We start from the raw sequence: 13,840 nt of genomic DNA on the forward strand, positions 1-13,840 counted from the left end.
CGAGGATCGCGCCCGTGTCGTCGCGTCGATCCCAGACACCACGCGTATCATGAATTTCGATGTTGTCATCGTCGGCAGCGGGCTCGCCGGCCAGTCCGTCGCCCTGCATCTGGCCAATACCTGCCGTGTGGCGCTCGTCGCCAAACGTCCGATGCCCGAAGGTGCGAGCGACTGGGCACAGGGCGGCATCGCCGCCGTACTGGATTCGACCGACAGCGTCGACGAGCATGTCGCCGACACCCTGATCGCTGGCGCAGGCCTCTGCGACGAAGCAGCCACGCGATTCATCGTTGAACACAGCCGCGAAGCCATCGAGTGGCTCATCGAACAGGGCGTACCTTTTACCCGTGACTCAGAGGCCGAACTCGGTTTTCACCTGACGCGCGAAGGCGGACATAGCCACCGACGCATCATTCACGCCGCCGACGCCACCGGGCATGCCGTCATCGCCACGCTCACCGAGGGCGTGCGCAAACATCCGAACATCACGCTGTTCGAGAATCACTTCGCCGTCGATCTGATCACCTCCGATCGCGCCGACGACGCGCCCACAGTCGGCCGTCACTGTCAGGGCTTGTACGTTCAGGATCTCGGCACCGGTGAGGTGCACGCCATGACGGCCCGGCATACGGTGCTGGCCACCGGCGGTGCGGGCAAGGTCTATCTCTATACGACGAACCCCGATACGGCCACCGGCGACGGTATTGCCATGGCGTCGCGCGCGGGTTGCCGCATAGCGAACATGGAGTTCATCCAGTTTCACCCGACGTGCCTCTACCATCCGTACGCCAAGTCGTTCCTGATCTCGGAAGCCGTGCGCGGTGAAGGCGGCCGCCTGGTGCTGCCCGACGGCACCCGCTTCATGCTGCAACACGACCCGCGCGCCGAACTGGCACCGCGTGACATCGTCGCCCGCGCCATCGACTTTGAGATGAAAAAGCACGGCCTCGACTGCGTTTATCTCGACATCAGCCACCAAAGTCCCGAGTTCCTGCGCGAGCATTTCCCGACGATTCTGGCGCGCTGCGCAGAGCTGGGCATCGACATCACGAAGCAGCCGATTCCGGTCGTACCCGCAGCGCACTACACCTGCGGCGGAGTTGTGACCGATATGCGCGGCCGCACCGATCTGCCGGGGCTTTATGCCGTCGGGGAAGCGACATGCACGGGTCTGCACGGCGCGAACCGACTTGCCAGCAACTCCCTGCTGGAGTGCATTGTGCTGGGGAAGGCGGCGGCAGAAGATATCCAACGGGACGAAGCCAAACATCCGCCCACCACCGATGCGCCCGCCTGGGACGAAAGCCGCGTCTCGGATGCGGATGAAGAAGTCGTCGTCGCCCACAATTGGGACGAGCTGCGCCGCATGATGTGGAACTACGTCGGTATTGTGCGCACGACCAAGCGACTGGAGCGCGCGCAACATCGCATTGCCCTGCTGCGCGAGGAGATCGCCGAGTACTACGCGAATTTCCGCGTCAGCCGGGATTTGCTTGAGCTTCGGAATCTGGTGGACGTCGCGTCGCTGATCGTCGATAGCGCGTTGTCGCGTCGCGAAAGCCGGGGACTGCACTTCTCGCGCGACTTCCCCGATACGCTGCCGAAGGCGCTGCCGACGGTGATTTCGCCACCGCTGCCGCGCCGCAAGCGGTAAGTCACACGCTCAACCGATCACGCAAACAAAAAGGCCGCAGGGTCAAACCTGCGGCCTTTTTGCTTGCCACGCCATTTCAGCGCGGCGGATTGATCGAGACGATTACCCCACCGTCTCCAGAATCCGCATGGAGAAGTCGGTCGCACGGACATCCTTCGTCAGCCCGCCGATGGAAATACGGTCGACGCCCGTCTCCGCAATCGCACGCACCGTTTCAAGATTGATGCCGCCCGACGCTTCCAGTACAGCACGTCCATCCGAGATGCGCGCCGCTTCACGCATCATTTCCAGCGTGAAGTTGTCGAGCAGGATCGACGTTGCGCCGCATTCGAGCGCCGTCGCCAACTCTTCCAGCGACTCCACTTCGATCTGGACGGACGCTCCGTCAGCCAGACGATCGGCGTTTGCCAGTACCTGACGAATGCCGCCAGCGGCCGCGATGTGATTCTCTTTGATCAGAATGCCGTCGTAGAGCGCGAGACGTTGGTTCGTCCCGCCGCCAACGAGCACCGCAAACTTCTGCGCGAGGCGCAGGCCAGGCAAGGTCTTGCGCGTATCGAGCACGCGTGCCTTGGTGCCCTCCACGATATCCGCATACCGGCGCACGGAGGTCGCAACGCCAGAGAGCATCTGAAGGAAGTTCATCGACGTGCGCTCACCCGTGAGCAACGCACGCGCCGGACCCTGGATGTCGCACACCACCGAATCGGGCGCCATGCGCTCGCCTTCGCGGTAGTGCCACTGCACGCGTACGGACGCGTCCACGCCCTGCATGCAGCGCTCGAACCAGCGCACACCGCAAAGCACGGCCGACTCGCGCACGATGATGCGCGCATGCGCCATTTCATCCGGCGGCACCAGCAGGCCCGTCAGGTCACCGCTGCCGATGTCTTCGTCCAGCGCATCGCGCACATTGCGCGTCATTGCCGCTTCGATCGGTTCGCCGAAAACGGCGAATTCAGGGGAGAGTGCCTCGGCAGTGCTCAACGTTTTCGATTGCGTCATTATGCGGGGCCTACACCGGAAAAGAGTGCGCCGTCGCGCGCGAAATCACCGCTGGCGCGCACGTTCTGTTTGCGCGCTTCAGCGAACGTCAGCATACGGTCGATACAGGTATGGGCGCGACGGCCGATCTCCGGATCGACGTGAATTTCGTTCGCCCCGGTCTCCAGCACGTCGGCCAGATTTTGCAGGCTGTTCATCGCCATCCAAGGGCAGTGCGCGCAGCTCTTGCACGTGGCGCTGTTGCCCGCCGTCGGCGCTTCGATAAAGCGCTTGCCCGGCGCTGCGGCGCGCATCTTGTGGAGAATACCGTTGTCGGTCGCCACGATGAACTCGGTGGCATCCATGGTCTGCGCCGCCGTGATCATTTGCGAGGTCGAACCGACCACGTCCGCCAGCTCGACGACCGCGGCAGGCGACTCCGGGTGCACCAGCACCTTGGCGTTCGGGTATTCGCGGCGCAGCAGTTCAAGTTCAGTGCCCTTGAACTCGTCGTGTACGAGACAAGCGCCCTGCCACAACAACATGTCGGCCCCGGTCTGCTTCTGGACGTAGCTACCCAGATGTCGGTCCGGTGCCCAGAGAATCTTCTTACCCTGCGCGTGCAGATGCGCCACGATTTCGAGGCCGATGGACGACGTCACCATCCAGTCGGCACGCGCCTTCACGGCGGCACTCGTGTTCGCATAGACGACGACCGTGCGATCCGGATGCGCATCGCAGAATGCGGCGAACTCATCTGCCGGACAGCCCAGATCGAGCGAACAGGTCGCGTCGAGATCGGGCATCAAAATGCGCTTTTCGGGACTCAGAATCTTCGACGTCTCGCCCATGAAACGCACGCCGGCCACCACGAGCGTCTTGGCGGCATGATTCCGGCCGAAACGCGCCATTTCGAGCGAATCGGCCACGCAGCCGCCGGTCTCTTCGGCGAGATCCTGCAGGTCGGAATCGACGTAATAGTGCGCCACCAACACGGCGTCTCGCTCAACGAGCAAACGCTTGATCTTGGCCTTGAGCGCCGCGCGTTCCTCCTGCGACGGCGCATCCGGGACACGCGCCCAGGCGTGGGCTACGCACGTGGCGCCACTCGATGCGGGGCGCTCGAATTCTACGGATTTAAGTGAGGCATTCATTTTCGCGTGGCCCGAGGGGGACCGGGAATGACAAAACCCCGCCGTGGCGGGGTTTCGATTATGCGTCAAAAACAGATTTCTGGCTGAACCCGTTCACGCGTAGCGGCGCAGACGCGTCGCGAATTCCTGCAATGCGTGAATGCCGCTTTGCTCGGCGCGATGGCACCAGTTCTGCAACTGACCCAGCAACTGCTCGCGCGAAGCGTTCGAACGGTCCCAGATACCGGCCAGTTCGCGACGCAGTTCGTAATACGTCTTCACGGCGTTGCTGTGCGCGAAGATCTCGCCCAGTTGCTGCTTCTGCGGCTCTTGCAGCGATGCTTCGTCGTGATGCAGCCACTTGCGCGCACCGCGGAACAGCTGATATTCGCCATGCTGACGCTTGTCCTTGAAGCGCGCCAGTTCTTCACCGTAGGCACGCTGGAAGGTCTTCGCGTAACGCGCCATCACTTCATAGCGGTTCGAGAGCACGGCCTGCAACGTATCGTCGTCGCATGCCGCCTTGATCTTTGCGAGCTTCGGCGTCGGTGCAACCTTCTTCACCTTGGCCAGGCCCACAAACGACAGCGTACGGATGTACAGCCAGCCGATGTCGAATTCGTACCACTTGTTCGACAGCTTGGCCGACGTGGCGTACGTGTGGTGGTTGTTGTGCAGCTCTTCGCCGCCGATGATGATGCCCCACGGCAGCAGGTTCGTCGACGCATCGGCGCAATTGAAGTTGCGGTAGCCCCAGTAGTGGCCCAGACCGTTGATCACGCCAGCGGCCCAGAACGGGATCCACACCATCTGCACAGCCCACACGGTCAGACCGAGGGCACCGAACAGTGCGATGTTGATGATCATCATCATGCTGATACCCAGAATCGGGTAACGCTTGTAGATGTTGTTCTCGATCCAGTCGTTCGGCGTGCCGTGGCTGAACTTGCGCAGCGTTTCTTCGTTCTTCGCTTCAGCGCGATAGAGTTCGGCGCCTTCGGCCAGCACCTTCCACAGGCCGCGCGTTTGCGGGCTGTGCGGGTCTTCCGGCGTTTCGCACTTAGCGTGGTGCTTGCGGTGAATCGCAGCCCACTCGCTCGTGATCATGCCCGTGGTCATCCACAGCCAGAAACGGAAGAAATGGGCGACGATCGGATGCACGTCGAGCGCGCGGTGCGCCTGGCAACGATGCAGATAGATGGTCACACCGGCGATCGTCACATGGGTGACGGCCAACGTGTAGAAGAAAATCTTCCAGCCGCTCCAGTCGAGCAGACCGGTCGAGAGAAATCCAAGGAGACTGTCCAGCAAAATATCACTCCAAACTAATCAATACGGTAGGCATCACGGCTAAGCATCGAAATGTGCCGTGTCTTGTCTTGTCGGGCCGAAGCGGCCGATGTGGACATAGGCCGTCGCGTCAGGTCTCGTTCTTGCGCTCGCTTGACGCTTCGATTCGCTGGAGGTCGGCAAGTTGCGGATGCCGGTGCGATATGGGCGGTAAACGTGCCAGTGAACGTCTGGTTTTATGGTTTGGGACGCATTTTACCCGACGGACCGTTGCCCGTGTGTCGCCTTGCAGCCACGCAATTTGTCGCAGGTCAACCCGTCGGCTTAGGGAAAAGGGTCTATCGGGCCGTCTTTCCAGCGTCATCCGCCTGTGGCAAGGGCGTTTGGGGCGTCGCATTGGCCGAATCCGGCAATTCGCGCGCCCTCTCCGGCGAAACGGGGCCATCGACCGGCAGATGAGGGGCTTGCGCAGGAATCCCATCCGCCCAGTCGTTCAGGATACGTATTTCGCGCTGAGCATACGGAATTTCAATACCGTGCTCACGAAATGTGCGCCAAATCCGCAAATTGATGGTGGAGCGGATGGCGCCGCTGCCTTGCGCCGGATCCTGCACCCAAAATCCCATTTCCAGATCCATCCCATCGGCACCGAAGTTCAGCAACAGCGCCGAGGGGGGCGGATCCGCAAGCACGCGGGGGATGTCTTCGGCCGCCTTGAGCATGAGCGACATCGCCAGTTCGACGTCCGCGCTATACGCGACCTGCACGTTCACTTTGGCGCGTCCCCGGGTCTCGGTGAACGAATGGTTCTGCACGACGTTCGTCACCAGTTGCTCGTTCGGCACCAGCGCTTCCACGCCATCTAGCCCGCGCACGACCGAGTACCGCGTGTTGATTTGCGAGACGGTGCCGTGATACGTCGACACCGTGATCAGGTCGCCGATGCGCACGGACCGGTCCAGCAGGATGATGAAGCCCGACACGAGGTTCGAGGCGATCTTCTGCAAACCGAACCCTAACCCCACGCCAAGCGCGCCGCCGAACACGCCCAGCACGGTGATGTCGATGCCGACAAACGACAACGTCGCGAGCACGGCGATCAGCGTCAGCAGGCCCTTGACCACACGCGAGAGCACCACCTTCAGGTTGCCGTCGAGCGTGGTCGTGCGCATGATCCGGTCTTCGATCAGCGAGCCGACCCACATCGCCAGCACCAGCGTCACGCCGATCCAGAGCAGGCCGGACAGCATCGAGAGCAACGTCAGATGGCTTGAGCCGACCGCGAACTTCACGCCGGCGAGCCACTTGAGGATGTCGTCGTGCACACCCAGCACGTAGGCGAGCATCGAGAACCAGGCGAGCGTCGTGAACACCCGCTCGAACACCTTGAGCAGCCCAGAAGCATGGGGCGACGAGGCGAACAGCCTGCGGGCGAAGTAGAACGCGAGATAGATGAGCGCAGTGCCGAATAACGGGACTTCCGCGAGCATCAGCAGCGAGACGTGCGTGTATTCCTGAAGCACCACGCGCGTGAGCGCCACGCACATCCAGCCGAACATCGGGAAGAACGAGCGGCGCAGGCTCGACGAGCCCGCGCGGCGTGCAGGTGCGACGCGCTCGAAATGGCGGTCGAGGCGACCGATCATCCAGCGACGCAACAGAAGGGCGACGGCGAGCGCGCCCACGAGGGCGACGATCTGCCAGATGATCTGCGGATCGCCGAAGTCGCGAACGACATCCCGCACCAACCGCGCGAAAGCCGGACTTTCCTGCATCGCCATATCCTTCTATCTCTTCTTGTTATTCGTCGATATTAGCTGACGGCACGACTGAAGCCTTGGCAGCCGGACGACGCTCGAACACGGCGGCGAAAAAGCCGTCGGTCGCGTTGCGGTGCGGCAGCAATTCGAGGTACTTGCCCGTGTCGAGTCCGATTTTCTGCGCCGCCAGCAATTCGTTCGCCGGGAGCAGCACGAAGTCCGGATGCGCAGCGAGGAACGCCTCGGCAATCGCGCTGTTCTCTTCGGTCAGCACACTGCACGTCGCGTACACGAGGCGGCCGCCCGGCTTCACGAGGCGCGCGGCGCTCGCGAGGATGGACGTCTGCTTCTGCGTGAGTTCTTCGACCGACTGCGGCGACTGACGCCACTTCAGATCCGGATTGCGGCGCAGCGTGCCGAGCCCGCTGCACGGTGCGTCGACCAGCACGCGGTCGATCTTGCCCGCCAGACGCTTGATCTTGCTGTCGTTCTCGCTGTCGATCATCACCGGATAGACGTTCGACAGGCCGCTACGCGCCAGACGCGGCTTGAGCTTGGCCAGACGCTTCTCCGACACGTCGAACGCATACAGACGCCCGGTCGAGCGCATGGCCGCGCCGATGGCGAGCGTCTTGCCGCCCGCCCCCGCGCAGAAGTCGACGATCATCTCACCACGACGCGGTGCGACCAGTTGGCACAGCAACTGACTGCCTTCGTCCTGCACTTCGATGGCACCGGACATGAACAACGGATGCTTCTGCAACGCAGGCTTGCCCGCCAGACGAATGCCGTTAGGTGCCATCGGGGTCGGCTCGGCCGAGAAGCCACTCTCGCGCAGGCCGGCCAGCACGTCGTCGCGGTTCGCCTTGATCAGGTTCACACGACAGTCCAGCGGCGCCGGCTGGTTCAGCGCAGCGGCGAGGGCTTCCAGTTCGGTGGCGTCGAAACGCGCGGCCAGACGGTCGTACAGCCACGCAGGCAAGTTAGTGCGCACTCGCGGCGCGAGGCTGGCCGGATCGATCTGACCGACGTGTTCGAGCCAAGTAGCTTCTTCGGGCGTGGCGACGAGTTCTACCGACGCGATGCCGCGCGTGAAGGCTAGTCCGAGCAGTGCCAGACGGCGCTCCTGCGAGCCCGTGCCGCTCACGGCATGCTGACCGAATTCAAGCTTGCGACGCAGGATGGCGAAGACCGTCTCCGCCAGCACACCGCGCTCGCGGTGGCCCAGCTTGTCGTTAGCGCGGAAGTACGTGCTGACCAGCGTGTCGGCAGGACCGGTGAACGTCAGCACGCTGCCGAGCAGGCGCTGCGTGTGTTCGAAAAGCGCCGGGGGCAGGCGCTCGCCGCGCATGCCGGTGCCACCGACCGGGGCGTCCGGACGGCGCTCGTAGCGCGTGCGGTCGTACTTGTCGGGACGGACGTAGCGCTCCTGGCGCTCGCCATTGCCACCATTGCCGCCACTGCTACCCTTGGACGACTGACGGCTATCGGAGGAACGGCCGCCTGAGCGGTGACCGGATTGTTTGGCGCCATCGCGGCGCTGGGTCGGGCGGGTGCTCATGCGTCCTCACCAAAAAGCCATTGCGAATCTTGTGAATCGGAAGTGCCGTCTGCACGTGGGGTCAGCGTGACGCGACCCTCGGCGATGACCAGACGGTCTTCCACGAACCAGCGCACGGCGCGCGGGTAAATGATGTGCTCCAGGGGCAGAATGCGCTCTGCCAGTGTCTCGGGCGTGTCGCCGTCGCGCACGGGCAAGGCGGTTTGCAGCACGTACGGACCGTGGTCCAGCTCGGCCGTCACGAAATGCACCGTTGCGCCGACGATCTTGCAGCCGGCTTCCAGTGCACGCGCGTGCGTTTGCAGCCCCGGGAACGCGGGCAACAGCGACGGATGGATGTTGATGAGACGTCCGGCGTAGCGACCGGTGAATGCCGGCGTGAGAATGCGCATGAACCCGGCAAGCACAACCAGATCGGGCTGGTGGCGGTCGATCTCGGCGGCCAGCTCGGCGTCGAAATCTTCGCGGGTCTTGTCGCGGCTCGGGACCACGGCCGTGGGAATGCCGTTTTCCTGGGCAAATGCCAGGCCTTCGGCGTCGGGACGATTAGCGATGATGGCGGCCACGCGGGCCGGCCAGCCTTCTGCGGTACAGGCCCGGACGATGGCCTGCATGTTGCTGCCTCGTCCGGAAATCAGGATGACAATGTTCTTCATCGCCGGATTTTATCATTGGCGCGGCGCACCAGACAGCGCGATCCGCGCCGCGATGGCCCCGAAGCGTTTATAATTCAACGTTCTGCGGCGCCGCAATGTCGGTTCGAGCGCCCTGTGTCGACCGGTTGTCCCCGGGCGCGACAGGCCGCCAGACCCTCTCAGCCACGCCGCGCGGCTATTTCATCATTCAACGTCCTGTAGACGCTTCCTTATCGTGCGAGTCTTCCGGGGTCTACCCAACGCGCAAAGCAAAGCGCCCTGCGTGCTGACGATCGGCAATTTCGACGGCGTGCATCTGGGCCACCAGGCACTGCTCGCGCGCGTGCGCGCGGCGGCGGCTGCGCGCGGCTTGCCGGTGTGCGTGATGACGTTCGAGCCGCATCCCCGCGAATACTTCATGCCCGACCGGGCGCCTGCCCGCATCTCCAATCTGCGCGACAAGTTCGAAGCGCTGCGCTCGCACGGCGTCGACCGTCTCGTGGTGGAACACTTCAACGCCCATTTCGCCGGACAGTCGCCCGAAGACTTCGTGCGCAACATCATCGTCGACGGCCTGCACACGCGCTGGCTGCTGGTGGGAGACGATTTCCGCTTCGGCGCGAAGCGCGCGGGCGACATCGAATACTTGCGCGACGCTGGCCGTCGCTTCGACTTCGTCGTCGAACAAATGCCGACCATCGCACACGACGGCGTGCGCATTTCCAGCTCGGAAGTGCGTGCGGCGCTCGCCGACGGCAACTTCGAGCGCGCCCACGCGCTGCTCGGTCGTCCGTACGCGATCACCGGTCACGTCGTGCACGGCATGAAGCTCGGCCGCAAGCTGGGCTTCCCGACGCTCAATCTGCGCATCGCGCACAAGCACCCGGCCCTCTCGGGCATCTTCGTCGTTCAGGTACACGGTCTGGCGGACAAACCGCTGCCCGCCGTGGCGAGCCTGGGCCTGCGACCGACCGTGGACGATTCCGGTCGCGTGCTGCTCGAAGTGCATCTGCTCGACTTCGTGGGCGATTGCTACGGCAAACTGGTGCGCGTGGAATTTTTGCAGAAACTGCGTGACGAAGCGAAATTCGACGGACTGGCCGAACTCGAAGCCGCCATTGCGCAGGACACGCGCGAAGCCCGTGCCTATTTCGCCCATGCGCTCGACGCCAATGGCCCGAGCGTACGACGCGACTTCGCCACCACGGCGACCGACCGAATTAGTTGATCTTCGCCCGCGTGCGCCGGCGCCCTGCGCCTCGCGCGCGGCCCGCAGCCGTCTCTGGCACCTGCCCGGACGCCGCCCTTCATGGCCCACAAGGTCAGCAAGGCCCCGGCAACGCCACCGGCGCGAGCGCCCTACATCCGATACCCAAAATTCGATAGCGTTGCATCCATGAGCGAAAAGAAAGCCCCGAGCAAATACCCCGTCAACCTGCTGGACACGCCGTTCCCGATGCGTGGCGACCTGCCCAAGCGCGAGCCGCTGTGGGTCAAGCAATGGCAGGAAAAGAAGATCTACGACAAGATCCGCAAAGCCAGCAAAGGCCGTCCGAAGTTCATCCTGCACGACGGCCCGCCGTATGCGAACGGCGACATCCACATCGGTCACGCGGTCAACAAGATCCTCAAAGACATGATCGTCAAGGCGCGCAGCCTCGCGGGCTTCGACGCCGCCTACGTGCCGGGTTGGGACTGCCACGGCATGCCCATCGAAATCCAGATCGAAAAGCAGTTCGGCAAGCACCTGCCGGTGCGCGAAGTGCAGGAAAAGGCGCGTGCGTACGCTGCCGTGCAGATCGAGCGCCAAAAGGCCGACTTCGAGCGCCTGGGCGTGCTTGGCGACTGGGACAATCCGTACAAGACCATGAACTTCGCGAACGAAGCCGGTGAGCTTCGTGCGCTCGCGCAGATCCTGAAGAACGGCTATGTGTATCGCGGTCTGAAGCCGGTGAACTGGTGCTTCGACTGCGGCTCGGCGCTGGCCGAAGCGGAAGTCGAGTACAAGGACAAGACCGATCTGGCCATCGACGTGGGCTTCGCCTTCGCCGAACCGGAAAAGGTCGCCAAGGCCTTCGGTCTGCCGAAGCTGCCGCGCGAAGACGGGTTCATCGTCATCTGGACGACGACCCCGTGGACCATCCCGTCGAATCAGGCGCTCAACGTCCATCCGGAAGTGGAGTACGCCCTCGTCTCGACGGAGCGCGGCCTGCTGATCCTCGCGACCGATCGCGTCGAAGAGTGCCTGAAGACGTACGGCCTGCACGGCGAGATCGTCGCGCGCACGAAGGGTGAAGCGCTCTCGCTGATCCGCTTCCGTCACCCGCTCGCCACAGCAGATGCAGGTTACGACCGCACCTCGCCGGTCTACCTCGGCGACTACGTGACGACCGATACCGGTACCGGTATCGTCCACTCGGCGCCGGCCTACGGCGTGGAAGACTTCGTGTCGTGCAAGGCGCACGACATGCCGGATTCGGAAATCCGCATGCCGGTGCTGGGTGACGGCCGCTATCAGGACAGCCTGCCGCTGTTCGGCGGTCAGTCGATCTGGGACGCCAACCCGCAGATCGTCGACGCACTGCGCGACGCGGGCACGCTGTTCCATTCGTTCAAGTACACGCACAGCTACATGCACTGCTGGCGCCACAAGTCGCCGATCATCTATCGCGCGACGAACCAGTGGTTTGCGGGCATGGACGTGAAGCCGGTCGACGGCGCGCCGGGTAACGGCCAGACGCTGCGCGAGATCGCGCTCGCCGGTATCGAAGCGACGGAGTTCTTCCCGTCGTGGGGTAAGCAACGTCTGCACAACATGATCGCGCACCGCCCGGACTGGACGCTCTCGCGTCAGCGCCAATGGGGCGTGCCGATGGCGTTCTTCGTCCACAAGGAAACCGGTGCCCTGCACCCGCGCACGCCCGAGCTGCTCGAAGCCGTGGCCAAGCGTGTGGAAACCGAAGGCATCGAAGCCTGGCAGACGCTCGACCCGGTCGAGCTGCTCGGCGACGAAGCCAAGGATTACGTGAAGAACCGCGACACGCTCGACGTGTGGTTCGACTCGGGCACCACGCACTGGCACGTGCTGCGCGGCTCGCATGCCCATGAGCTGGGCTTCCCGGCCGATCTGTATCTGGAAGGCTCGGATCAGCATCGCGGCTGGTTCCATTCGTCGCTGCTGACCGCGTCGATGCTCGACGGCCGTCCGCCTTACAAGGCGCTGCTCACGCACGGCTTCACCGTCGACGGTCAGGGCCGCAAGATGTCGAAGTCGATCGGCAACACGATCGTGCCGCAGGAAGTGGCCGACAAGCTTGGCGCCGAAATCATCCGCCTGTGGGTGGCCTCGACCGACTACTCGGGCGAGTTGTCGATCTCGGACGAGATCCTCAAGCGCGTGACGGAAGGCTATCGCCGTATCCGCAACACGCTGCGCTTCCTGCTCGCGAACCTGGCCGACTACGACCACGCGAAGCACGCCATGCCGGTGGATCAGTGGCTGGAAATCGACCGTTACGCCGTGGCGCTGTCGCAATCGCTGCAAACCGAAGTGCTCGGCCACTACGACCGTTACGAGTTCCACCCGGTCGTATCCAAGCTTCAGACGTTCTGCTCCGAAGACCTCGGCGGCTTCTACCTCGACATCCTCAAGGATCGTCTGTACACGAGCGCGCCGGACGCCCCGGCACGCCGCGCCGCGCAGAACGCGCTGTATCACATCACGCACGGCCTGCTGAAGATGATGGCCCCGTTCCTGTCGTTCACGGCAGAAGAAGCGTGGCAGGTGTTCCAGCCGGGCAACGACACGATCTTCACGGAAACGTACTACGCTTATCCGGAAGTCGCGCAAGGCACGCGTCTGCTCGAGAAGTGGCATCTGCTGCGCACGGTGCGCGGCGACGTCACCAAGGCGTTGGAAGAAGCGCGCGCCGCCGAGCAGATCGGCTCGTCGCTGCAAGCCGAAGTGGACGTACGCGTCTCGGGTCGCAAGTACGACGTGCTGGCCAGCCTCGGCGACGACCTGCGTTTCGTGCTGATCACGTCGGCCGCGAAGGTCTCGCAAGTCGCATCGGAAGCCGAGGAAGGTGTGGTCGTCACGCCGTCGACGCATCAGAAGTGCGAGCGCTGCTGGCACTATCGTGAAGACGTGGGCGCAGACGCCGCTCACCCGACCCTTTGCGGACGTTGCGTGTCGAATCTCTTCGGCAGCGGCGAACACCGGAGCGCGGCATAATGGCAAGCAAAGCAGGCGCCCGTACGGGCGCGAAGCGTGGTGGTGGCAGCAACGCCGGTAGCGGCGCGTCCCTCGGACTGGCGCCGTGGCTGGGCATCGCGGTCATTGCGATCCTGATCGATCAGGTCACCAAACTCACGATTCTGAAGACGTTCCAGTACGGCGAATTCCGCCCGCTGACCTCGTTCTTCAATCTCGTGCTGGTGTACAACAAGGGCGCAGCGTTCAACTTCCTGGCGGCTGCCGGTGGCTGGCAGCGCTGGTTCTTCACGCTGCTCGGCATCGTGGCTGCGACAGTCATCGTGGTGTTGCTCAAGCGTCATAACGGTCAGAAGATGTTCTGCCTGTCGTTGTCACTCATTCTCGGCGGCGCGCTGGGCAACGTGATCGATCGGGTGGTCTACGGTCATGTGATCGACTTTCTGGACTTTCACGTCGGCGGCTGGCACTGGCCGGCGTTCAACGTGGCCGACTCGGCCATTTGCGTGGGTGCAGTGCTGCTGGTGATCGACGAGTTGCGACGCGTGCGGCGCGGCAAGTAGCGCAGCAGAACCGGGCCGCAGCGATCTGCGGCACGATGCGTCCACGG

At 63.5% G+C, this 13,840-nt stretch carries 10 protein-coding genes; 4 read left to right on the forward strand and 6 right to left on the reverse strand.

Features of this window, described 5'->3' with window-relative positions:
- Positions 1-49 precede the first annotated feature (49 nt).
- Positions 50-1,654: an L-aspartate oxidase gene (gene nadB, locus NTU39_RS21000; protein ID WP_257958479.1), complete on the forward strand. Its 1,605-nt coding sequence runs from the start codon at positions 50-52 to the stop codon at positions 1,652-1,654.
- A gap of 102 nt (positions 1,655-1,756) precedes the next feature.
- Here the strand turns inward: nadB and nadC are convergent, their stop codons facing one another.
- From nadC to purN, 6 genes are all read right to left on the reverse strand, one after another.
- Positions 1,757-2,659: a carboxylating nicotinate-nucleotide diphosphorylase gene (gene nadC / locus NTU39_RS21005; protein WP_373275327.1), complete on the reverse strand. Its 903-nt coding sequence runs from the start codon at positions 2,657-2,659 to the stop codon at positions 1,757-1,759.
- Positions 2,659-3,792: a quinolinate synthase NadA gene (gene nadA, locus NTU39_RS21010; RefSeq protein ID WP_257958480.1), complete on the reverse strand. Its 1,134-nt coding sequence runs from the start codon at positions 3,790-3,792 to the stop codon at positions 2,659-2,661. The genes nadC and nadA overlap by 1 nt, the downstream gene beginning before the upstream one ends.
- A 93-nt stretch (positions 3,793-3,885) precedes the next feature.
- A complete protein-coding gene (locus tag NTU39_RS21015) occupies positions 3,886-5,082 on the reverse strand; it encodes a DesA family fatty acid desaturase (RefSeq protein ID WP_150664353.1) in 1,197 nt (398 codons plus the stop codon).
- Between the two features lie 317 nt (positions 5,083-5,399).
- On the reverse strand, positions 5,400-6,842 hold the full coding sequence (locus NTU39_RS21020; RefSeq protein WP_373275328.1) for a mechanosensitive ion channel family protein: 1,443 nt from the start codon (positions 6,840-6,842) through the stop codon (positions 5,400-5,402).
- Between the two features lie 19 nt (positions 6,843-6,861).
- Positions 6,862-8,172, reverse strand: coding sequence for an RsmB/NOP family class I SAM-dependent RNA methyltransferase (locus NTU39_RS21025; RefSeq protein WP_150664583.1), 1,311 nt, complete (start codon positions 8,170-8,172; stop codon positions 6,862-6,864).
- 206 nt (positions 8,173-8,378) lie between these two features.
- The gene (purN, locus tag NTU39_RS21030; RefSeq protein ID WP_150664355.1) at positions 8,379-9,038 is read right to left on the reverse strand and encodes a phosphoribosylglycinamide formyltransferase; all 660 of its coding nucleotides are present in this window, start codon (positions 9,036-9,038) and stop codon (positions 8,379-8,381) included.
- 214 nt (positions 9,039-9,252) lie between these two features.
- Here purN and NTU39_RS21035 point away from each other — a divergent pair, with 214 nt between their 5' ends.
- The 3 genes from NTU39_RS21035 to lspA all read left to right on the forward strand — a co-directional run bounded on the left by NTU39_RS21035 (position 9,253) and on the right by lspA (position 13,793).
- Entirely contained in the window at positions 9,253-10,245 is a 993-nt protein-coding gene (locus tag NTU39_RS21035; protein ID WP_150664356.1) for a bifunctional riboflavin kinase/FAD synthetase, read from the forward strand.
- A 168-nt stretch (positions 10,246-10,413) separates the two neighbouring features.
- The gene (gene ileS, locus NTU39_RS21040; RefSeq protein ID WP_257958485.1) at positions 10,414-13,251 is read left to right on the forward strand and encodes an isoleucine--tRNA ligase; all 2,838 of its coding nucleotides are present in this window, start codon (positions 10,414-10,416) and stop codon (positions 13,249-13,251) included.
- Entirely contained in the window at positions 13,251-13,793 is a 543-nt protein-coding gene (lspA, locus tag NTU39_RS21045; protein ID WP_257958486.1) for a signal peptidase II, read from the forward strand. The genes ileS and lspA overlap by 1 nt, the downstream gene beginning before the upstream one ends.
- Positions 13,794-13,840 lie beyond the last annotated feature (47 nt).

The sequence above is a fragment of the Pandoraea commovens genome (genome assembly GCF_024704525.1).
Taxonomy (GTDB): domain Bacteria; phylum Pseudomonadota; class Gammaproteobacteria; order Burkholderiales; family Burkholderiaceae; genus Pandoraea; species Pandoraea commovens.

What these genes read in the sequence shown, in the direction of transcription:
- ileS (WP_257958485.1), top strand. Translation starts at nt 10,414, where the DNA reads ATGAGCGAAAAGAAAGCCCCGAGCAAATACCCCGTCAACCTGCTGGAC.
- nadC (WP_373275327.1), bottom strand. Translation starts at nt 2,659, where the DNA reads ATGACGCAATCGAAAACGTTGAGCACTGCCGAGGCACTCTCCCCTGAA.
- lspA (WP_257958486.1), top strand. Translation starts at nt 13,251, where the DNA reads ATGGCAAGCAAAGCAGGCGCCCGTACGGGCGCGAAGCGTGGTGGTGGC.
- NTU39_RS21025 (WP_150664583.1), bottom strand. Translation starts at nt 8,172, where the DNA reads ATGCGCGGCGAGCGCCTGCCCCCGGCGCTTTTCGAACACACGCAGCGC.
- nadB (WP_257958479.1), top strand. Translation starts at nt 50, where the DNA reads ATGAATTTCGATGTTGTCATCGTCGGCAGCGGGCTCGCCGGCCAGTCC.
- purN (WP_150664355.1), bottom strand. Translation starts at nt 9,038, where the DNA reads ATGAAGAACATTGTCATCCTGATTTCCGGACGAGGCAGCAACATGCAG.
- NTU39_RS21020 (WP_373275328.1), bottom strand. Translation starts at nt 6,842, where the DNA reads ATGGCGATGCAGGAAAGTCCGGCTTTCGCGCGGTTGGTGCGGGATGTC.
- nadA (WP_257958480.1), bottom strand. Translation starts at nt 3,792, where the DNA reads ATGAATGCCTCACTTAAATCCGTAGAATTCGAGCGCCCCGCATCGAGT.